Annotated in this window: 18 protein-coding genes; 9 read left to right on the top strand and 9 right to left on the bottom strand. The window is 62.5% G+C overall.

Features of this window, described 5'->3' with window-relative positions; genetic code table 11:
- Positions 1–5: 5 nt before the first annotated feature.
- Both KJP30_RS22035 and KJP30_RS22030 read right to left on the bottom strand, forming a co-directional pair.
- On the bottom strand, positions 6–1310 hold the full coding sequence (locus tag KJP30_RS22035; protein WP_218451538.1) for a four-carbon acid sugar kinase family protein: 1305 nt from the start codon (positions 1308–1310) through the stop codon (positions 6–8).
- Positions 1310–2566: a ribulose-bisphosphate carboxylase large subunit family protein gene (locus KJP30_RS22030; protein WP_218451537.1), complete on the bottom strand. Its 1257-nt coding sequence runs from the start codon at positions 2564–2566 to the stop codon at positions 1310–1312. The genes KJP30_RS22035 and KJP30_RS22030 overlap by 1 nt, the downstream gene beginning before the upstream one ends.
- Before the next feature lie 87 nt (positions 2567–2653).
- On the opposite strand from KJP30_RS22030, the gene KJP30_RS22025 reads away from it, so the two are divergent.
- The gene (locus tag KJP30_RS22025; RefSeq protein ID WP_218451536.1) at positions 2654–3478 is read left to right on the top strand and encodes a phosphogluconate dehydrogenase C-terminal domain-containing protein; all 825 of its coding nucleotides are present in this window, start codon (positions 2654–2656) and stop codon (positions 3476–3478) included.
- A 14-nt stretch (positions 3479–3492) separates the two neighbouring features.
- A complete protein-coding gene (gene nanR, locus KJP30_RS22020) occupies positions 3493–4227 on the top strand; it encodes a transcriptional regulator NanR (protein ID WP_218451535.1) in 735 nt (244 codons plus the stop codon).
- A 33-nt stretch (positions 4228–4260) separates the two neighbouring features.
- Here nanR and KJP30_RS22015 read toward each other — a convergent pair whose 3' ends face one another.
- The gene (locus KJP30_RS22015) at positions 4261–5019 is read right to left on the bottom strand and encodes a GntR family transcriptional regulator (protein WP_218451534.1); all 759 of its coding nucleotides are present in this window, start codon (positions 5017–5019) and stop codon (positions 4261–4263) included.
- Positions 5020–5220: 201 nt separating this feature from the next.
- Between KJP30_RS22015 and KJP30_RS22010 the strand changes: the two genes are divergently transcribed.
- From KJP30_RS22010 to KJP30_RS21985, 6 genes are read left to right on the top strand one after another with little or no spacing between them, the layout of a single operon-like run.
- Positions 5221–6789: an ABC transporter substrate-binding protein gene (locus KJP30_RS22010; RefSeq protein WP_218451533.1), complete on the top strand. Its 1569-nt coding sequence runs from the start codon at positions 5221–5223 to the stop codon at positions 6787–6789.
- The gene (locus tag KJP30_RS22005) at positions 6786–7769 is read left to right on the top strand and encodes an ABC transporter ATP-binding protein (RefSeq protein WP_218451532.1); all 984 of its coding nucleotides are present in this window, start codon (positions 6786–6788) and stop codon (positions 7767–7769) included. The genes KJP30_RS22010 and KJP30_RS22005 overlap by 4 nt, the downstream gene beginning before the upstream one ends.
- On the top strand, positions 7766–8791 hold the full coding sequence (locus tag KJP30_RS22000; RefSeq protein ID WP_218451531.1) for an ABC transporter ATP-binding protein: 1026 nt from the start codon (positions 7766–7768) through the stop codon (positions 8789–8791). Before KJP30_RS22005 ends, KJP30_RS22000 begins: the two co-directional genes overlap by 4 nt.
- On the top strand, positions 8788–9714 hold the full coding sequence (locus KJP30_RS21995) for an ABC transporter permease (RefSeq protein ID WP_218451530.1): 927 nt from the start codon (positions 8788–8790) through the stop codon (positions 9712–9714). Before KJP30_RS22000 ends, KJP30_RS21995 begins: the two co-directional genes overlap by 4 nt.
- On the top strand, positions 9674–10537 hold the full coding sequence (locus tag KJP30_RS21990) for an ABC transporter permease (protein WP_218451529.1): 864 nt from the start codon (positions 9674–9676) through the stop codon (positions 10535–10537). Before KJP30_RS21995 ends, KJP30_RS21990 begins: the two co-directional genes overlap by 41 nt.
- 16 nt (positions 10538–10553) lie before the next feature.
- Positions 10554–11414 carry an endonuclease/exonuclease/phosphatase family protein gene (locus KJP30_RS21985; RefSeq protein WP_218451528.1) on the top strand — a complete coding sequence of 287 codons (861 nt, stop codon included), beginning with the start codon at positions 10554–10556 and terminating at the stop codon, positions 11412–11414.
- A gap of 81 nt (positions 11415–11495) precedes the next feature.
- Here the strand turns inward: KJP30_RS21985 and KJP30_RS21980 are convergent, their stop codons facing one another.
- From KJP30_RS21980 to KJP30_RS21955, 6 genes are all read right to left on the bottom strand, one after another.
- Positions 11496–13349, bottom strand: a complete 1854-nt coding sequence (locus tag KJP30_RS21980; RefSeq protein WP_218451527.1) for an ABC transporter ATP-binding protein — start codon at positions 13347–13349, stop codon at positions 11496–11498.
- Entirely contained in the window at positions 13346–14284 is a 939-nt protein-coding gene (locus KJP30_RS21975) for an ABC transporter permease (protein ID WP_218451526.1), read from the bottom strand. The genes KJP30_RS21980 and KJP30_RS21975 overlap by 4 nt, the downstream gene beginning before the upstream one ends.
- The gene (locus KJP30_RS21970) at positions 14281–15219 is read right to left on the bottom strand and encodes an ABC transporter permease (RefSeq protein WP_246594696.1); all 939 of its coding nucleotides are present in this window, start codon (positions 15217–15219) and stop codon (positions 14281–14283) included. The genes KJP30_RS21975 and KJP30_RS21970 overlap by 4 nt, the downstream gene beginning before the upstream one ends.
- Before the next feature lie 141 nt (positions 15220–15360).
- Positions 15361–17007, bottom strand: coding sequence for an ABC transporter substrate-binding protein (locus KJP30_RS21965; protein WP_218451524.1), 1647 nt, complete (start codon positions 17005–17007; stop codon positions 15361–15363).
- Positions 17008–17082: 75 nt separating this feature from the next.
- Complete coding sequence (locus KJP30_RS21960) at positions 17083–18291, bottom strand: CaiB/BaiF CoA transferase family protein (protein WP_218451523.1); 1209 nt, start codon at positions 18289–18291, stop codon at positions 17083–17085.
- A 174-nt stretch (positions 18292–18465) separates the two neighbouring features.
- Complete coding sequence (locus KJP30_RS21955; RefSeq protein WP_218451522.1) at positions 18466–19224, bottom strand: enoyl-CoA hydratase/isomerase family protein; 759 nt, start codon at positions 19222–19224, stop codon at positions 18466–18468.
- Between the two features lie 122 nt (positions 19225–19346).
- Between KJP30_RS21955 and KJP30_RS21950 the strand changes: the two genes are divergently transcribed.
- A complete protein-coding gene (locus tag KJP30_RS21950) occupies positions 19347–20267 on the top strand; it encodes a LysR family transcriptional regulator (RefSeq protein WP_218451521.1) in 921 nt (306 codons plus the stop codon).
- Positions 20268–20366: the final 99 nt, after the last annotated feature.

The following is a 20366-nucleotide window of genomic DNA, read 5'->3' as shown; positions in this document are numbered from 1 at the left end:
CGGTGTCACAGCCCGTCGCGCAGGGTGACGAAATAGGCGTCGGCCCCGACCTGCCCGCCCTTCAGGGCGATCTCGAAACCGGGCTTTCCTTCGCGATGGGCAAGACAGACAGGCGACCCCGGCGTATCCGGCAATGGCCGCCTGAGCGTAAGGGCGTATGTGTCAAGGATCGACAGCGCGTGGCTGGAGGTATCGCCCCCCGCCACACCGACCCGCGGCAGTTCAAAGTCTGTCATCACCCTGTCCAGCAACCTGCCAAGCCCCTGCCCCACCCGATTATTCGCCGCTTCGGGTGCGTTTGCGTCGGGTGCGCCCAGCGCGGTGTACATGATCGGGCTTTGCCCGTTGCGCAGGGCCTGCGACGCACTGTCAAAGGCCGCATCCAACGCGGCCTCTGCACCCTGCCCATAGGCCAGCGCGGCATAATCCACGGCGATGCCGCGAAAACCGGCCAGACAGGCGTGACGGATTTGCCTTTCGGTGGTCGGTGAACAACTGCCTGACACAACGGCGATCACCTCTTGGCGCTCCAATGGCCGGGTTCCTTCCGGTTCCGGGATTTGGCCCGCCGCCTGCCACGCCCGGATCAGTGCATATTCCACACCCGACGATCCAATGATGAAAGGGCCGGTTTCCGCCAGCGCCTCTTCGATCAAGGCCCCGACCCGCGCCTGCGCGGCGGCGTCATACACATCCAGAAGCGTCAGCCGATCCCCGGCCGCCCGCGACCGGCGCAGCGCCGCGATCCCGGAGGGCTGGCGTTCGATCTCGGGGCCGATGACACCCATCGGGAGATCCGTCTGCCCCGCCAGATGGCGGCGCAGGTCGGCCTCGGCCATCGGGGTTGCCGGGTGCCGCGCCATGACCGGATGCCGGTCGATGCGGTGAACCTCCTCCTGAAAACTGGCAAACAGTGTCCCGAACATCGTGTAGCGGCGCAATTGCGGTGCCCCCACAACCACATGCGCGTGCCGTTGTCCAAAGGCGCGCAACCCGATCTCTGCCGCCCGCCCGATCGAGCCGATCCCCGGCCCGCTGTCAAAGGTGGAACAGGTCTTGTAGTGGCAATGGCGCGCGCCCAGCGATTGCAGCCAGTCAAAGACCTGCGGCAGGTGGCGGTCCATCCAGTCGGGCGAACGGCTGCGGCTTTCCCCCGCAAGGCCGATGGCGCGCGTCTCGGGAAAGCGGGCGCGCTGCGCCGTGGACGGCAGGCGCGTGAACAGGACGGTCGGGACACCGTTGCCGGTCAGCGCCTCCATCACGTCAGTCGATCCGGTGAAATCGTCACCGTAGTAGCTGAGCTCTGGCATCAGGCGATCCGCCCGCCAAACGCATCCAGTGCGCCAGCCAACGCCTGGTGATCCCGGGCGAAATCGGTCAGCGGGATGCCTTGCGCGGCCGCCTCTGCCGCTTGGCGCATGCTGTCCACGCCACCGCCCACGCCGCCTGGATGCCCGATGATGCCGCCCCCGGCGCAGATAAGCACCTCATCCGTTCCAGCCGCCGCAAGCGTAGCCGGCACCTGTAGCGCGGTCTGGCCGGAGGAAAACACCGGCATTGCCTGCATCGCCGGTCCGTCATCGAACAACGGGGCCCGCACCGCGCGGGCCGAGGCGGTGACGCTCTCGTCGCTTTCGGAAAACTTGTTGCTCAGCCCGTTCACGTGCAGATGGTCGGCCCCCGCCAGCCGCCAGATCTTTTGCCAAGCCGTATAGCTGATGCCGATGTCGGGCGAGCGCCCGAACAGCCCCCATCCCGCCCGATGGGCATGGATTGGCAACTCGCTGTGGCGGCGCAACGCCAACATCCCGGCCAGTCCGATGCAGTGCATCGAGACCATGACACAGGTGCCCCCGGCATCGCGGACCAGGTCATGGCCCCAACGCATTTCGTCCATGTCCCCCGTAATGTTGAAAGCCACCATGACTTTGCGCCCGGTTCGGTCCGCATGGGCGTTGACCACCCGCATGACCTCTGTCACGCGGTCTTTCAGCGGACAGGCCGGACCGTTCGCCTGCAACTCGTCATCCTTGATAAAGTCGATTCCCCCGTCGGCCAGTTCGGCCACAAGATCGGCGGTCTGCCCCGGCGAAAGCCCGACGCTGGGCTTGATAATGGTGCCGATCAACGGACCGCTGTCGCGGCCACACAGGCGCAGTGTTCCGGCGGCACCAAAAGCCGGACCGGGGTTCGCCTTGGCAAAGGCAGGAGGCAACCCGAGATCCAGCAGCCGCAGCCCGGACACTTCGGCCAGCTCAAAAAGGTTGCCCGCGACCGTCGCCAAGAGGTTTGGCAAAGACGGCCCCATGGTCTCGATTGGCCATGACAGCCGGATGCGGCCGCGTTCGAACCGCTCGCTTGACAGGCGGCAGGGCAAGGACGGATCTGCCCGCACCTCGTCAAGGATCACGCTTTCGACGATGGCGCCGGATCGTGCGCGCAGGTCGTCGGTCTCACCCGGCAGGCGCAGGAACGTGCCCGAAGATTGCTCTCCGGCGATGACCGCTGCGACCTGTTCCAGCGGGACCGGGCTTTCGACTTCATAATCGGCAGTGATGCGCACCATGTGCCCCTCAAAACTTATCATCTTGTCATACAAGTTGATAAGGTGATATTGAGGCGGAAATCAACCTTTCCTTGGCGGAGACGGACCATGAAAATCGCATTGATCGGCGCTGGCGGCAAAATGGGGGTTCGGCTGTCGCTCAACCTTGCCAAATCGGATTACGACGTAGCCCATGTCGAAGTCAGCGAAGCCGGACGCGCGCGCCTGAAGGAGGCGGTCGGCGTCGACTGTGTGGATCAGGCCCGCGCCCTGGACGGTGCGCAGGCCGTGATCCTTGCGGTGCCCGATACCCTGATCGGCAAAGTCGCCAGCGGCCTGATCGGGGACCTTGCACCGGGGACCGTCGTGGTGATCCTTGACGCTGCGGCGCCCGCCGCCGGGCATCTGCCCGACCGGGCCGACATCAGCTATTTTGTCACACACCCCTGCCACCCGCCGATCTTCAACGATGAAACCGAAGAGGCCGCCCGTCGCGACTATTTCGGGGGTATCGCCGCGCGGCAATCCATCGTCAGTGCGCTGATGCAAGGCCCCGAAGAGCATTTCGCCCTTGGCGAGGACATTGCCAAAACGATCTACCAGCCGATCCTGCGGTCGCATCGGGTGACCGTCGAACAGATGGCCCTGCTGGAACCCGGATTGTCGGAAACCGTCTGCGCCACCCTTCTGGTCGCGATGAAGGACGCCATGGACGAGGTTGTCCGCCGGGGCGTCGACAAGGTTGCGGCGCGGGACTTTCTGATGGGACATATGACCATCCTCGGCGCAGTCATCATGGAAGAAATCGACGGCGTCTTTTCGGATGCCTGCAACAAGGCCATCGTGAACGGCTATCCTCGCATCCTGCGGGAAGATTGGCTAAAGGTGTTCGAACCCGACGAAATCGCCGAGAGCATTCGCCGCATCACCTGAATCAGGGGACCTTGATGGACACGCCCGCACGACCGGCCCAAGCGCAGGACAAGATCGTTCGCCAGAAACTGTCGGACCAGGTGCTGGAACGGCTGCAAGAGCGTATCGCCTCGGGCGTGCTGGCACCGGGATCGCAGATGCCGTCGGAACGCGAGTTGATGGCGGAATTCGGCGTCGGGCGCCCTGCGGTGCGCGAGGCCATGCAACGCCTGAACGACGCCGGTCTGATCTCTGTGTCACAAGGCGGACGCGCGCGGATCAATGAAATCGCTGCCGAAACCGCCGTGCGCAGCATGGATACGGTCGCGCGCCTGCTGATCTCGGGTTCGCCCGAATATCTTGAACACCTCAAGGAGGCGCGCACCCGGTTCGAAATCGGCATGGTGGAAACCGCCGCCCGCAGGGCCACCGAAACGGATATCGCCGCCCTGCGCGAGTCGGTGGCCTTTCAGCGGGGAAAGCTGGGCGGCGACGACGCGCAGGCCTTTATCTATGCCGACATAGATTTTCACATCCAGATCGCGGAAATCTCGGGCAATCCGATCTATGTCGCGTTGAGCGAAGCCATGCTGAACTGGCTCTCGGCCTATCACAGACACCTTTTGCGCTGGACCGGCAACGAAGAGACCACCCTGCGCGAACATCAGGATATCATTGACGCCATCGAGGCCCGCGACCCCGAGCGGGCCAAACAGGCCATGCAACGCCACCTTGAACGCTCGGCGGACATGTATCGCCACGCGGACTGACGGCTGCACAAGCCGGGCCGTTGTTGCGACCGGTCACGCCGCCGCTGTCGGCACCTCGAAGGCGACAAGATCGGCACGGGCCACAGCACGCGACAATTCAAGGATGCGCCCGTCCTCGCTGCTGACGTTCAGCGCCGTGGTCACCATGACCGGCTGTGACGGCGGAATATCCAGTGTCAGAGCCTCATGCCGGGTGGGCAGCCGTGCCTCGAACAGTGTATTCTGACGGTGAAAACCGGAAAACCCGGCGTCGGCAAGAGCTTGACTGACGCTGCCTCCGCTTCGGACCAAGGCATCCAACAAGGTGTCCGGCAGATCAGGGGCAAAGCTATGCTGTCCCAGAACCGCCGGGCGATCCTCGATATGGCCCAGCAACAACGCAAATGGCACGGCTGTACCGACCGCGATCCCCAGGCGCGCCGCAACTTCACCCGGTGCGCGGCGAATACCGTGATCAAGGATGTCGACCCGCCCGGAACGGCCATCACGGCTGACATTCGTGCTGAACCGGGTTGTCGGCCCGACCCGAAAACGCATCGGGCGATCGGCCACATAGGTTCCACGCCCGTGCCAACTGTGGGCCAGTCCCTCGGCGCGCAGGGCTTCGACGACGCGGCGGGCACCGAACCGTGTCAGCCCGAACTGTGTTTCGATTTCGGCCAGCGAGGGCAAACGACTGCCCGGGGCGACGCGCCCCTCGCGAATCTCCTGCCGGAAATGGCCAAGGCAATCGCGCCACGACATCCGCCTGAGCCGGGAGGCGGCGGCAAACCCATCGGGATCGTCTGACAAATCCTGCTCCTGCGTCCTCACACTACCGCACAGTTAGTGACTGTGAGTGAAGCTTTCATTAACCCCGGTCCACCCGGCCACAGATGTTATCCAATTGTCATGAACGGCGGTGCATCTCGGCGGCACGAACAGGCCCGGTGCCGCGAAACTCCTTCGCGCGCTTGCTGCCTGCTCGGGCCCTTGCCGCAACCGGAGACCCCGATGACCCGCCTTCTGCTTCCCAACCGCCGCCAGTTTCTGGCCGGCGGCACCGCCCTTGCCGCCAGCGCATCGCTTGGAATGCCCGCCCTGGCACAATCAGGCCGCCCCGATGTGACCATCGCCGTTCAGGCCCTTGTCGACAATTTCGAACCGATCCAGGCGATTTCGAACGTTGGCCTGCGCGTCGTCAACGCCATGTTCGACACGCTGATGTACCGTGACTATCTTGGCAACGCAGACGGCAGCGGCACCCAGATCCAGCCCGCCATCGCCACCGGGATCGAGCGTCTGGGCCCGAACCGCGTGCGCGCCACCATCCGCGACGACGTTCTGTTTCACAACGGCGAACGCCTGACCGCCCGGGACGTGGCGTTCTCGTTTGGCGAAGACCGCATGTTCGGCGCCGAACCGATGACCCCGCGGGCGGCCTATTTCCGTCCCGATCTGGTCGAGGTCACGGCCCGCGACGACCGCACCGTCGATTTCGTCACCGCCGGTCCCGACTATGCGCTGGAAAAGCGCCTTGCCTCGTGGATTGGCTGGGTCGTTCCCGAAGGTCCATTCCGCGACATGGGTCTGGACGGGTTCGGCGCGGCCCCCATCGGCACCGGCCCTTACAAGCTGAAGGAATTCATCCGCGGAGACCGGATCGTTCTGGAAGCCAACGATGACTACTACCGTGGTCGCCCCACCGCCCGCACCATTACCTTCGTGGTCGTTCCCGAAGCGTCGACCCGCGCGGCCGGCCTGATTTCGGGCGAATATGATTTCGCCTGCGCGCTGTCGCCGGACGATATTGCCCTGTTGGACCGCTATGACAACGTCGACGCGCGCGGCGCCACCATCGAGAACACCCATCTGATCGTTCACAATCAGGTCGACAACATCCTGGCGGACAAGCGTATCCGAAAGGCAATGTCGCTCTGCGTCGACCGCGACGCCCTGAACACCGCCTTGTGGAAAGGAATGGCCGGCGTCACCAACGGGTTCCAGATCCCTTCGCAGGGGATGGCCTATGACGCGAACCGCCCGGCCTATGGCCAGCATATCGAAACCGCGAAACAACTGCTGTCCGAGGCGGGCTATACCGGTGAAACGATCACCTTCCGCACGCTCAACGATTACTACGTGAACTCTGTCGCCGCCGCGCAGGTCATGCAGCAGTGGTGGCAAGAGGCCGGGCTGAACGTCGAACTGGTCATCATGGAAAACTGGGGACAGGTCACGGGCGAAGGCCTGATGAGCCGCAACTGGTCGAACGGCTTCCCGCTGCCCGATCCTGTCGCCCCGCTGACCACCGACTGGGGCCCGACCTCGAACGTGCAGGCCAACTATGGCTGGAAAGCACCGGAAGAGTTCAACAGCCTTCTGGAAACCATCAAGGTATCGCCCGACAGTCCCGAGCGGACGGCAGCCTTCCAGCGCGCGCTCGACATTTTCGACGACGAAGCTCCGGGTTTCCCGCTGTATCGCCCCTACGAACTGTATGGCGTGCGGGCCGACATCAACTGGCGCCCCGTGACCTTCGAATGGATGGAACTGCGCCCCAACAACCTGAGCTTTGGATGACCGGGTCCATGCACATCGAGGAGGCGGTCTCCGCCTCCTCTTCCCCGTTGCTGGAGGTCTCGGATCTGGCCATCGGACCCAGGGGGGCCGATCAGCCGCCGCTGGTTTCGGACGTGTCGCTGCGGCTGATGCCGGGGCAGACAATGGGCATCGTGGGCGAAAGCGGGTCCGGCAAAAGCCTGACCTGCCTTGCCATACTTGACCTTTTGCCGCCCGCGCTGTGCCGGACTTCGGGCAGCGTCCGTTTCAAGGGGCAGCAAGACGCAATCGCCGCCGCACGCGGAAAACATGCGGCCATGGTGTTTCAGGATCCGTTTGCCGCGCTGAACCCGATGCGCCGGGTCGGGAGGTTCCTGACCGATCTTCTGCGCTTGCATCGCGGACTGACAGGCCGCGCTGCCGAAGCCGAGGCGATCCGCCTGCTGGACGCCATGGGCATCCCCGGCGCCGCCCGCCGGATGAAGAGCTATCCGCATGAATTGTCCGGTGGCCAGAACCAGCGGGTGCTGATTGCGGGGGCGCTTGCCGGGCGGCCATCGTTGCTGATCGCGGACGAGCCAACCACAGCATTGGACGTAACGACCCAGTCCGACATCCTCGACCTGTTGAAGTCCCTGTGCCGGGAACAGGACATGGGCCTGTTGATTGTCAGCCATGATTTCGGGGTGATCGCCGAAACCGCGCAGGATGTTGCCGTCATGTACGCTGGCCGCATTGTCGAACGCGCCCCGGTGGCACAGTTGTTCGCAGCCCCCGCCCATCCTTACACCCGCGCTTTGCTGGGATCGATCCCGCCGGAACATGGCGCGGCCCTGCTTGCCCCGCTGCCCGGGCAGGCCCCCGCCTTTGCCGTCGCCGGGCGGAACGCCTGCGCGCTGGCCGACCGCTGCGCCCATACTACCGAAACCTGCCGCCAGATGCGCCCCAAACCACATCGGCGCGGCGCTCATGACGTGTTCTGCCACATGGGGTTTGCATGACCATGCGCCTTTTGCCCCCGCCCCTGATCGAGGTCGCGGATCTGTCGCAGTCGGTTCCGGCCGGCGGATGGATGTTCCGGCGGCCGCCGCTGCGGATCCTCAGTGACCTTTCGTTCCGCGTCAGCGAGGGCGAGATGCTGGGCATCGTCGGAGAGTCCGGTTGCGGAAAGTCCACCCTGGCGCGGCTTCTGGCGGGGCTTGACCGGCCCAGCGCAGGCCGGATCACCGTTGCCGGCACCGATCCCGCGCCGCGCAACCGGTTGGCCTACCGCAAGTCACGGTCGCGGCTGCAATACGTGTTTCAGGATCCCATGTCAGCGCTGAACCCACGCCTGACGATCGGCTATCAGGTGGCCGAGGGCATCCGCACACATCGTGTGGCTGATGATCCGCAGGCGAAGGCCCGGGAATGGCTGTCCCGCGTGGGCCTTGGCCGCGATCACGCAGAGCGCTATCCGCATCAATTGTCCGGTGGGCAGCGGCAACGGGCGGTGATGGCACGGGCGCTGGCGGTCGAACCCGTCTTTACCGTCTTTGACGAGCCGGTTTCCGCCCTCGATGTTTCTGTGCAGGCACAGGTGCTGAACCTGCTGGCGGACCTTCGGCGGCAACTGGGGCTGACCGGGGTCTTTATTTCGCATGACCTGCGGGTGGTGCGCTATATCAGCGACCGGATCGCCGTCATGTACCTTGGCCAGATCGTGGAACTGGGCACGGCGGACGAGGTGTTTCACGATCCGCGCCATCCCTATTCCCAAGCATTGATCGGCGCGCTTCTCAGCCCCGATCCGGGCGCCCCCCGCCGCCGCAAGGCGCTTGTCGGCGGGCCGCCCGACATTTCGGCCCCGCCTTCGGGCTGCCGTTTTCACCCGCGTTGCCCGCGCGCGACACAACTGTGCCGCGAGGCTCCGCCGGTTCTGACGCGCGCCCGGGACGGTCGGCAAGTGGCCTGCCATCACGACCAGACCGGCGTTCTGCCCTCAACGCCGCAAGCGGCCCGGGCCAAGGTGATGGCACAATGACCCGGATGCTGATCACCCGTCTGATCCGCGCACTCATCACCGCGTGGATCGTTGTCACCGTCACGTTCTTTGTGCTGCGCATCACCGGCGATCCGGTCCTGTCGCAGTTCTCGCCGGAAACGACCCCGCCCGAGATCATCGACTATTACCGCAAGCTCTGGGGGTTGGATCAGGCGCTGTGGTCGCAATACGCCATCTATATCGACGGGCTGTTGCACGGACGGCTTGGCACCTCCTATTCGGACGGTCGGCCCGTGGCCGGGATCATCGCGGAAAGGTTGCCCAACACGCTGCTGCTGATGGGGCTGAGCTTTCTCTTCATGCTGGTGTTCGGCCTGCCTGCCGGTGTCTTTGCCGCGTTCCGGCAGGGGAAATGGCTGGACCGTCTGGTCATGTCGCTGGCCGTGGCCAGCTATGCGATGCCCTCTTATGTGCTGGGCGTCGGGCTGATCTGGGTCTTTGCGGTGGAATACCGCCTTTTGCCAAGCTCGGGGCATGGCACCCCTGCGCATCTGGTTCTGCCGCTGCTGACACTGGCCACGGCCAATGCGGCGATCGTGGCCCGCTATGCCCGCGCCGCCACGCTGGAAGTCATGGGGCTGCCGCATGTTCTGGCCGCACGGGCACAGGGATGGCCGATGCGACAGGTGATCCTGCGCGACATCCTGCCAAATGCCGCGATCCCGCTGGTGACGGTCATGGGCTTTATCGCCGGTGGCCTCGTCGGCGGGTCCATCATCGTCGAATGGATCTTTGCATGGCCCGGGATCGGGCGACTTCTGATTGATGCGATCACGGCGCGGGATCTTGCCGTGGTGCAAGCTTTGGTCCTGCTGTTTGCGGGCACCATGATCGCCGCCAACTTTATCGTGGATTTGACATATGTTCTCCTCAACCCCCAGCTTCGCCTCTCCCGCCGCTAGGCGCCGCTGGCCGTTTGGCCTGAAACTGGCCACTGGCTGGCTGGCCGCGATGTGCCTGGTGGCCCTGTTTGCGCCGGTGCTGGCCCCCTATGGCTACGAAGAACAGGATCTTTTGTCCCGGCTCGCCCCCCCGGTTTTCCTTGGCGGCAGTTCCGATCACCTGCTGGGCGCCGATCATCTTGGCCGGGACGTCCTGTCGCGCCTGATCTATGCCATCCGCATCTCGGCCATTGTCGCACTGGCCGGCACGGTCATCGGGGCCGTTCTGGGCACGCTGCTTGGGGTGCTTGCCGCGCAATGGGGCGGCCTCTTTGAAGAAGCCGTGATGGCGTTGGTCGATGCGCAATCCGCTTTGCCCTTCCTGATTTTCGCGCTGCTGATCATCGCCTTTTTCGGCAACAATCTTGCGCTGTTCATCCTGCTGCTGGGGTTTCAGGGCTGGGAGCGATACGCCCGCCTGGCACGGGGGCTGGTCCTGGACGCCAATACAAGGGGATACGCCCGGGCGGCCCGCGCCATGGGTTTGGCCGAATGGCGGGTGACGTTGATCCACCTCGCGCCGAACATCGCCGGGGCCATCTTGGTGCAATTCACCATCAACCTGCCCGAGACCATTTTGCTGGAAGCCGGGCTGAGCTTTGTCGGGCTTGGCATCCAGCCGCCCATGACCTCTTTGGGGCTGATGCTCAATGAATCCCGTGGCCACATGGTGCTGCACTGGTGGCTTGCCGCCCTGCCCGCCTTGGCCATTTTCCTCACCGCACTCGCGATCAGCCTGCTCGGAGACAGCCTGCGCGACCGCCTTGACCACGCAAGCCACTGATCAAAAGGACGCTTTCATGCTCTGTGCAAGCTACAACATCCAATATGCCAAGGGCAAAGACGGCCGCTACGATCTGGATCGTATCGTGGCCGAGCTGGGCGACGCCGACCTTATCGCCCTGCAAGAAGTGGAAACCCATGTTGAACGCAGCGGTGATCTGGATCAGGCAAGGGAACTCGCCGAACGGATGCCGCATATGTACTGGTCCTACGGACCGGGGATCGACGCGGATGTATCGGTCGTCCAGAACGGGCGGGTGATCAACAAACGCCGGCAGTTCGGCAACATGATCCTGTCGCGCTGGCCCCTTCTGTCCGTGACCAATCATCCCCTGCCAAAGGTGGCGCTGCACGGGCTGGTGCATTCGCGCCGCGCCATGATCGAAGCGGTGATCGAAACCCCGCTGGGCGCGCTGCGCTGCGCCTCGGTTCATTTTGACCACATCGGTCCGTCAACCCGCCTGCCGCAAATCGCCCTTGCGAAAGAGATCCTGCTGGACGGCCCGCGCGCCGGCGCAAGCTGGGGTGGACCTTTCGACGCTGGCTGGTTCGAACGACCTGAACCGCCGATGCCCGCGCCGGTCATCCTGATGGGGGATTGCAACTTTGCCCCGGACAGCGCCGAATACGACCTGATGGTCGGTGGTCAGTCGCGCCTGTTTGGCCGGGTGCACGAAGCGCATGGATTTGCAGATGCCTGGGTCGCCGCCGGTCACGCCGAAGACGAAGGCCCGACCATCTTCTTTGACACCTATGCCGAACGCATCGACTATTGCTTTGTCACCCGGGATCTTGCCGCGCGCGTTTCCAAGGCATGGGTCGATACCGAGGCGCAAGGCTCGGACCATCAGCCGGTTTTCTTCGAGTTTTCAGCCTGACGCTGAACGTCCAGTGCGGGTGGCGCATGCGCCACCCGTGACTGTCCGGCTCTGCACTTGGCTGTCAACCCACGCATCCTGTCAGGGTGCGACACCCAAGGCTTGACCCTTGGCGGGATTGTAGCCACCGGCCACCTGTGGCGCCTGTACCTTGTGGCATTCCACGAAACGCCCTGGCTCGACGGGTTGCAGCTTTGGGGCGATCCGGTCGCAAAGTCCCGCTTCGGCAATCTTGCACCGCGCAAAGAAAGAACAGCCTTGTTGCGCGATTTGGACGGCACCCCCAACCGAGGCATCGGTCTGGTTCCGGATCGTTTCTTCCAACCATCCAATCCGCATTTCCGGCACTGACGCGATCAGAAGCTGCGTGTAGGGATGTTTCGGCTCCGCCAGAACCTGCGCCGTCGACCCCCTTTCCACCACGCGACCGGCATAAAGCACCACGATGTCATCGGCAAAGGACGAGACCGTCGACAGATCATGGCTGATGAAGATGATCGCAACGCCGGTCTTTTCCTGCAATGCCTTCAACAACGACACCACATTGTCGCCGACAATCGCATCAAGGGCGCTTGTGACCTCGTCGCAAATCAAGACCTCCGGCTCTGCGGCCAGCGCGCGGGCAAGGTTGACGCGCTGCTTTTGCCCGCCGGACAATTCGCCGGGCAACCGATTGGCGAAACCGGCTGGCAGTTCGACCAGTTCGAGGATGCGCGCCACCTCGTCCCGGCGCGCCTTGCCGCTAAGATTGCGGAAAAAACCAAGCGGCCGCCCGATGATCTCTCCAATGGTTTGCCTTGGGTTCAGCGCGGTGTCCGCCATCTGAAAGACGAATTGCACCCGCTGAAGATCGCGGCGGCTGCGCTGTTCCAGTCCCGGCTGTACCCGGTCGCCATCAAGGCAGACATCGCCGCTTGCCGAGGGAAGAAGTCCGGCGATGACACGTGCAAGCGTCGATTTCCCGCATCCGGATTCACCGATCACGCCAATCCCACGGCCCGGATCGACCGAAAGGCTGACATCGCTCAGGACCGGAACCGCCGGAGTCCCGTCAGTGACCCTGCCATACCCGGCATTGACTTTGCGCACGTCGACAACGGGCGCGGCGCTGGTTGTGGGGCGGGCGGTGTGCCCCCCGGCCACACCCGGAGCGACCGCCGCCATAAGCCGTTTTGTATAGCTGTGTGCCGGTGCCTTGATGATTTGGCTGACCGGCCCCTGCTCCATGATCTGGCCGCGATACATCACAACAATGTGGTCTGCGATCTGGGCCACAACCGACAGGTCATGGGTCACGTATAGCGCCGCTGCCTTTTCGGTGCGGATCAGGTCCTTGAACGCCTTCAGCACTTCGATCTGCGTGGTCACGTCCAGAGCAGTGGTCGGTTCATCCAGCACCAGAAGCGAGGGCCGCGACACCATCGACATTGCCGCCATCAACCTTTGCAACTGACCGCCGGAAAACTGGTGCAGATAGCGTTCGCCGATCCGCTCCGCATCCGGCAGGCCCAAGACCCGGAACAGATGATTGGCGCGTGCGGTCGCTTCGTTCTGGGTCATGGTGCCATGCAGGACGGCGGTCTCGGTGATCTGTTCGCCGATCTTAAGCGCGGGATTGAAAGTGGCCGCCGCGCTTTGCGCAAGATAGGCTACGTTGGTTCCGCGCAGCATCCGGCGGTCTTCGTTGCTGGCGGTGACAAGGTCCTGACCGCGCAGTTTGACATGGCCCTTGGCGAAATGAAGCCCGGGGCGCGTGTAGCCCAGCGCAGACAAGGCAACCGTCGTCTTGCCCGACCCGGATTCCCCGATAAGGGCGACAACCTCGCCGGGCCGCACATCGACATTGATGTCCCGGACGATCGTGACGGGAGCCCCCTTGCGTGGGCGGCTTTCAATCGCAAGGTCGCGGATTTCAAGGATCTTGTCAGTTGTCATTTCATCCGCTCCGACAGGCGCCCGCCCGAGGCCGCCGAGATATCGTCCACGATCAGGTTGATGGAAATCGCCAGAGAGGCGATGGCCAGCGCGGGTGCGACACAGGCAAGCGCACCGCCTCCCATCCCAAGCGACAGGCCCTGCATGTTCTCACGCACCATGCTGCCCCAATCGGCGTCGGGCGGTTGCACCCCGAGGCCAAGAAAACTCAGACTGGACACAAAGAGGATCACATAAACCAGCCGCAGACCGAAATCCGTGGCAAGGGGCATGATCGCATTTGGCAGGATTTCGCGCGTGATGATCCACCAAGGGCCTTCGCCACGGGCGCGCGCGGCTTCGACATAATCCTGCACCATGATGTCTTGCCCAAGGGCGCGCGCTATCCGGAAAACCGAGGCCGAGTAGACAAATCCCCCCAAAAAGATCAGCAGCGGGATCGAAGACTGAAATGCCGCGATCACGATCAGGCCAAGCATGATGTTCGGAAAGGCCAGAACCGCGTCAAAAAAGCGGCTTAGCGCCATGTCCACGTATCGCCCCGAGACAGCCGCCGCGATCCCAAGCGTGACCCCCACGGCATAGGCCAGCAAGGTGGCAGCAAAGGAAATCCCGATCGTCGTGCGCGCGCCCCAGACAATGCGCGACAGCACATCCCGCCCAAGGTAATCCGTGCCAAGATAGGACCGGATCGCCACATTCGGCAGCATGAAGCTTGGGTCGAGGATGTCCTCCCCGTTCTGGTCATACTCGATGAAATCGGCCTGATGCCACGGCGCGATCCAAGGACCGACCAGCGCCAGCACGATCCAGATCCCGACAATGGCCGTGGCCACCCAGCCGATCCATGACAGCTCCAACCGCCGTCTCGGGGGAATTTGCGGAAGCTCGCCCGTGGCGTCAAACGCGTCGTTGTTCGGGGTGGACACGTTCATTTCGGGAACCTCAGACGCGGGTTGTTGAGAATTGCGATGATGTCGGCAGCAAGGATCAGCAAGACGTAGCTGGTGCAAAAGATCATGGCGCAGGCTTGCACCAAGGGAATGTCGCGGGTGCGCACCCCGTCAACCATCAGCTTGGCCAGCCCCGGATAGGCAAAGATCGTCTCGACGATCACGATGCCGCCGATCAGGTAGGACAGGTTCAGCGCGATGATATTGGCCACCGGACCGACGGCGTTCAAAAAGGCATGCCGCATGACGATACGCCGACGCGGGATGCCCTTGAGGATCGCCATCTCGATGTAGGGTGAGTTCATCACGTTCAGGATCCCGGCCCGCGTCATCCGGATCATCTGCGCCGAGATCAGCGCCACCAGAGTCCCGATGGGCAGGGCCAGAACATGCAGCGTTTCCCAGAACCCTTCGCTGCCACTGAGGAAGGACACCGCGGGCACCAGACCCAGCCAGACCGCCAGCAGCAGGATCAGGATCACCGCGACAAAGAAGTCAGGCACCGAAATCAGGCACAGCGTTGTAAAGGTGATTACCCGATCCGTTGCCTGCCCCGCGTATATCGCCGCGACAAACCCCAGAACAAGGGACAGGGGAACGGCGATCAGCGTGACGATCGTGGCCAGAAAAAGCGTATTGCCCAGACGGTCACCAATCAGTTGCGTGATGGTCGCCCCACCTGCGTTGGACACGCCCAGATCGCCTGTCAGCAGGTTGCCCAGCCAGGCGACGTATTGGGACAGCAGAGGACGGTCCAGCCCCAGTTCCTCGCGCAGGGCCTGAAGGGAGTCAGGCGTTGCATTCTGGCCCAGCCGGATTTCAGCTGCATCGCCGGGCAGGATCTGGGTCAATACGAATATCAGGATGGAGATGACAAAAATCATCAGGACGCCGCCCAGAAAGCGCTTCAGGATCATACTGGCTATCATTTTTTGGCGTCCCTTTTCATCTTGGGGCTCTGGGACCCGCCTGAGAAGAGGAGCCGGTCCCAGAGCCTTGGGTATGGACCACGGGGAGATTGGACCATATCCGGTTTACCCGTCTCGCAGCAGCAGCGCCTAGGCGTCGCGCCAGATAAACTCTGGCCATTCCATGCCGCCAAACCCTGCAAGCGGGACGCGCGGCAGGCCACGCAGGTCGGAGGCCAGCGCATCCAGATAGGCCACATGCGTGGGGATCAGCGATCCCGCCTCTTCCGCGACCAGCTTTTGCGCCTCGCAAAGCATCTCCTTGCGTTTGCTCGCGTCGACCTCGCCGCGCACCATGTCCAGCAACGAGTCGAAACGCTCGTTCTTGAACTTGGTCGGGTTCCAACCGGCGGAATGGTGGGACAGGCCCAGTTGGATGCTGGCCGACGGGCGCATGTTCCAGCCCGAAACAAACATCGGCGTCTTGCCCCAGACCGCGCCCCAATAGCCGTCGTTGGGCACCTTCTTGATCCGCAGGTCAAAACCGATCTTCTGCGCTTCGCGTTGCAGGATCAAAGATATGTCGGAAATGCCTGTCACCACCTCGGCGACATGCAATTCCGCGCCCGTTACGCCAGAGCGGTCAAGGTAGAACCTGGCCTGTTCCGGATCATAGTCGCGGGCCGGATCATTGACCTCGCTGCACCAGCCTTCGCCATAAGCCGGCCCGATGGGCTGGTCGTTGGCAAGCGTGCCGATCCCCTTCTGAACCACGTTCAGCACCCGGTCGCGCCGCTGCAACAGCTTCATCCCCATCACGAAATCAGGGTTGTTGCCGGGGTCTCGGTCGGTTGCGATGCAGATTTCGGGCAGCTTGCCCGAGGGCACCGTAAAGACCGAGGCATTGCCCGAAGCCTCGATCTGGCCGATCGCGTTGGCGTTGAGGCTGCCCATCATGTGAATATCGCCGGCAATCAGCGCATTGGTTCTTGCCACGGCATCCGTGATGGCAAAGGACTCGATCCGATCCATGTAGGGACCGGAGACATCCGAATTCCAGTAGTTGTCGTTGCGCACATGGATCGCGCGAACGCCCGGGCTGAATTCCCGAAGCTGGTAGGGCCCCGTGCCGATGGCTGTCTGGAACTCTGTGGTGCCGTCCTTGATGACCTTGAAATGGAACATGCCAAGGATGATCGGCAATTCTGCGTTCGGGCCGGTCAACACGGCCTTGACGGTTTCATTGTCGACCTTGACCCACTCCTTGACGTCCGAAACCTGAGATTTCGCTCGCGACGTGGTGTCTTGGCCTAGATGCCGGTTCATCGAATAGATTACATCATCCGCCGTCATCAGCGATCCGTCGTGAAACTCGACCCCCTGACGCAGCTTGAATGTCCATTCGGTTGCATCCTTGTTGGGCGCCCATTCCGTCGCAAGCTCAGGTCCGACGGTCAGGTCTTCTTGCATGCGCACAAGGTTATTGTAGGTCATGCGTCCCCGGGCAAAGTCCAGCGAGGTAAACATCGCATTCGGGTCCAGCGTGTCACCGGGGCCATGGACATCCCATGCAAAGCGCAAGGTGCCGCCGCGTTTGGGGGTATCCGCCAACACGCGCTGCGCCGACCCGACAACCGCCCCCGCCGCACCGACCGTCATGCCCGCGGCCATCAGCCATCCCATGACCTGCCGTCGGTTGGCCCCGGTTTTCAACGCAACCTGCACCATGTCTCGGTCATGCTGGTTGATCGTTTTCCAGTTTACAGCGTCGGTCGTCTCGTCATCGTGATGTGCCATGATCTCTTCCCTGTTGGTTGAGCTTTGCTGTCTTTGTTCTTGTTTCACCGACGCAAGCCGTCAGACCCCCTGCGGCTATTCGGCGCCCACAGCCATCTGCCGTGTATCCTCTGCCATGATCACGTCAGCGGCGATCAGGGCGTCGATGTCACCATCCAGCATCGCCAGTTCCTCGCGCAGGATCTGCCGGGTGTGTTCCCCGTGGCGCGGCGGACGCTTCATCTGGGGTGGTGTGCGGCTGAAATGTTGCAACGGATTTCCCATGACCTTGGTGGTGGACCCGAACTCGGTCTCGGTATCCACGACCATGGCCCGCGCGCGGGTCTGGGCATTGGTCATCATCCCGCCCACGTCATTCAGCGGACCGGCAGGCACCTTGCTGGGGATGAACAGATCCATCCAGTATTGCACCGGCTTCTTGATGAATTCGGCGGACAGGATCTTTTCCAACTCGGCAAGGTTGGCCCGGCGGTCGTCATTCTTGATGAACCGTCCGTCCTTGGCGAGATCGTGCAGCTCCATCGCCTTGCACATACGCTGAAACTGGCCATCGTTTCCAACCGCGATCATGATCGGCCCGTCCTGTGCGTCGAAGGGTTGTACCGGAACCTTGAAGGGATGCCCGGCCCCGCCGCGAATGACCGGAACTCCGAAATTCATGAACTCATCCGCCGTTGTCGCCAGCGAATACAGGCCGAAATCATAGAGAGACAGGTCGATCCACTGGCCCCGACCGGACAATTGCCGTTCGTGCAGGGCGATCATGATGGCGGTGGCCGCCCCCATGCCCGCCATCAGATCATTGATAAACACACCAAGGCGGATGGGCGGATCGCCCGGCACACCGCTGGTATACATCTGCCCCGTGGTGGCCTGCACCACCATGTCATATCCAAGGGCATCCGCCCAGGGACCCGTCTGACCAAAGCCCGATACCGACACCGCGATCAACCGTGGGAACTCTTCCACAAGGTCGCCGAAATGCAGGTTGTGCTTCTTCAAACCGCCGGGGCGGCTGTTTTCCGCCGCGATGTCGGCCCGTGCGGCCAGCCCCTTGATGATCGCCTGTCCCCGAGGATCCGAGTAGTCCACCACAAGCGCCTGCTTGCTGCGATTGAACATCGCTGCGCCGTCCTTGCGGTAGGTGCGGGTTTCATCCCCGGCGCGGTCTTCGACCTTCCAGACCGTCGCGCCGAAATCGGACAGGAACTGTGTTCCCGACGCTCCGGCAATGACACGGGTCAGATCCAGAATCTTCAGATCTCGTAACGCTTGAGCAGCCATCAACTCACCCTGTTTTCATTTGTTTCCTTGAGAAATGGGTAGCCAATACTGCCGGCACCTGACCACTTGATTATTTAAATATACTCATTGAAAAACCTCATGATTGTCGTTTTTCATGTTTTTTTACATAAGCTTAGTAGCTATACGCTTAACGCACCCATTGTCCAAACGGCCCTACAGATCGGGAAATTCGGGTTTACGCTTTTCCCGCGCGGCAGCCGCTCCCTCTTTGGCATCCGGCAGGGTCAGCAGAAAATCCGAGGTCTCCTGCTCCCAACTGACCTGCGCCTGTGCGTCCATGAAAGGCAGGCTGTCGATTCCTTCCTTGAGACAGGCAATGGATCGAGGAGAGTTCGCCGCAATCGCTTCGGCCACTTGCAGCGCACGGTCCAGATAACCGCCGCCTTCGACCAGTTCATCGACCATTCCCCATCTGGTCGCCGTCTCTCCGTCGATCAGCGGCGTCGCCAGCAAAAAGATCTTGGCCCGCCCGGGTGGCAGCATCCGCGACAGCTTTGCCACCTGCCCGCCCAGCGGGATCATTCCAAAGGCCGCGCCGGGTTGCCGAAACCGCGCCGATGGATCAGCGATGCGGATATCGCACGACAGCGCCAACATCAGGCCGGCGGCGTGGCAATGACCGGAAATTGCCGCTATGACAGGCGTTTTCATCCTTTCGGGATGGTCAAAGGCCAGATCCCCGTCCCCTTCTTCGTCGAACATTGACGCCTCGTTCAGGTCGTGACCGCTGCTGAACGCCAGACCGCCTTTCCCGGTGACAACCACGGCGCGTGTGGCCGGATCGGCATCCGCATCCTTGAGTTTTCGCAACAGGTCACGCGCCATGACATGTGTGACAGCATTACGCTTTTGAGGGTTGTCGATCTCGATGATCCGCACCCCGCCCCGCTGGGACATATTGATCTGTGCCATCGGTAACCTCTTTTCGACTGTCGTGGGCTTGTAAGAGCCATCTGTAGGCCACAGACCGTGCAAGCGGCATTGAGAAATCTTCATACTGAGTTTAACGTTCCCTTTAACAGGGGAGATAAACATTGAATATCATTCACTTAGAGGCATTCATTGCAACCGCCGCCCTTGGCAGCTTCAGCGCGGCGGCCCGTCAGTTGAACATCTCCCAACCGACCGTATCGGCCCGGGTCGCCGCGCTGGAAAAAGAGGTCGGCAGCAAGCTGTTGCTGCGGACGCGGCAACCGCTGCGCCTGACGCAGCGGGCGATCGAGATCCTCCCCTTCGCCGAACAGATCGTGGAAGCCTCCGGGCAGATTTCAGACACCCGGTCGACAGTTCGCAGGGGCGTGCAGCACGTCTTTCGCATCGGCACCCACAGCAGCTGTGCCTCGGCCATCATTCCGCGCATCTCGGCCGAGTTGAAAAAGGAATTCTCGAACGTTCAGATCGACTTTGAAATCGGGCCAAGCCCGGCCCTGCTGGACAAGATGAACCGCGGCGCGCTGGATTTCTGCATCATGTCTCTGGGCAGCACCGAAAGCGATATCTACGTCGTGCCCCTTGTCGACCTGACGCCACGCTGGTTCGCACAAAAGGGCGTGGTCGACGGGCGGAAGGTGACCGAGAAACAGCTGAACACCTATACTCTGGTCACCTTTCGGAAATGGTCCGATGTCTACAAATCGGTCGAAAAGCACCTGCGCGGGCGGCGTGCATGGCCAGTGGACATGATCGTAACCGACAACCGCGAGGCCATCCTTGGCGCATTGGAAATGCCCGCGACCATAGGCACCCTCTACGTTTATCCAAGCTGGATAGACCCCGCGCTTGCCGCCCTGGAAGAGATCGAAACAGGCATCGACCTGCCCGCCAGCAACCTTTCGCTCTGCTGCAAGAGCATCCCCAGCTTCGTAAGCCGCAGGAAGCTGACGCAGATCGTCCTTCAGGCCACCAGCGGCCTTGGCGGGCTGACCCAAGGGGTGCCAACAGGCAACGCCCCCTGAGCGGCACGGCGCCCCCTTGTCACAGGTGCCGCAAATCCCGGACCGGTCAATTTTCGATACTTTGAATGACCTAGGCCGCTGAAATTAAAAGTTGGTTTA

Origin of the sequence: Antarctobacter sediminis (genome assembly GCF_019218285.1) — a bacterium.
GTDB classification, from domain to species: Bacteria; Pseudomonadota; Alphaproteobacteria; order Rhodobacterales; family Rhodobacteraceae; genus Antarctobacter; species Antarctobacter sediminis.
The sequence above is the reverse complement of the archived record's forward strand: the minus strand, read 5'-3'. Positions and strand labels throughout refer to the sequence as shown.

Coding starts and splice junctions, on each gene's coding strand:
- KJP30_RS21960 (WP_218451523.1), bottom strand. CDS start 18,291: ATGGCTGCTCAAGCGTTACGAGATCTGAAGATTCTGGATCTGACCCGT.
- KJP30_RS22000 (WP_218451531.1), top strand. CDS start 7,766: ATGACCATGCGCCTTTTGCCCCCGCCCCTGATCGAGGTCGCGGATCTG.
- KJP30_RS22010 (WP_218451533.1), top strand. CDS start 5,221: ATGACCCGCCTTCTGCTTCCCAACCGCCGCCAGTTTCTGGCCGGCGGC.
- KJP30_RS21995 (WP_218451530.1), top strand. CDS start 8,788: ATGACCCGGATGCTGATCACCCGTCTGATCCGCGCACTCATCACCGCG.
- KJP30_RS22005 (WP_218451532.1), top strand. CDS start 6,786: ATGACCGGGTCCATGCACATCGAGGAGGCGGTCTCCGCCTCCTCTTCC.
- nanR (WP_218451535.1), top strand. CDS start 3,493: ATGGACACGCCCGCACGACCGGCCCAAGCGCAGGACAAGATCGTTCGC.
- KJP30_RS22035 (WP_218451538.1), bottom strand. CDS start 1,310: ATGCCAGAGCTCAGCTACTACGGTGACGATTTCACCGGATCGACTGAC.
- KJP30_RS22030 (WP_218451537.1), bottom strand. CDS start 2,566: ATGGTGCGCATCACTGCCGATTATGAAGTCGAAAGCCCGGTCCCGCTG.
- KJP30_RS21980 (WP_218451527.1), bottom strand. CDS start 13,349: ATGACAACTGACAAGATCCTTGAAATCCGCGACCTTGCGATTGAAAGC.
- KJP30_RS21990 (WP_218451529.1), top strand. CDS start 9,674: ATGTTCTCCTCAACCCCCAGCTTCGCCTCTCCCGCCGCTAGGCGCCGC.
- KJP30_RS21965 (WP_218451524.1), bottom strand. CDS start 17,007: ATGGCACATCACGATGACGAGACGACCGACGCTGTAAACTGGAAAACG.
- KJP30_RS21975 (WP_218451526.1), bottom strand. CDS start 14,284: ATGAACGTGTCCACCCCGAACAACGACGCGTTTGACGCCACGGGCGAG.
- KJP30_RS22025 (WP_218451536.1), top strand. CDS start 2,654: ATGAAAATCGCATTGATCGGCGCTGGCGGCAAAATGGGGGTTCGGCTG.
- KJP30_RS21955 (WP_218451522.1), bottom strand. CDS start 19,224: ATGGCACAGATCAATATGTCCCAGCGGGGCGGGGTGCGGATCATCGAG.
- KJP30_RS21970 (WP_246594696.1), bottom strand. CDS start 15,219: ATGATCCTGAAGCGCTTTCTGGGCGGCGTCCTGATGATTTTTGTCATC.
- KJP30_RS21985 (WP_218451528.1), top strand. CDS start 10,554: ATGCTCTGTGCAAGCTACAACATCCAATATGCCAAGGGCAAAGACGGC.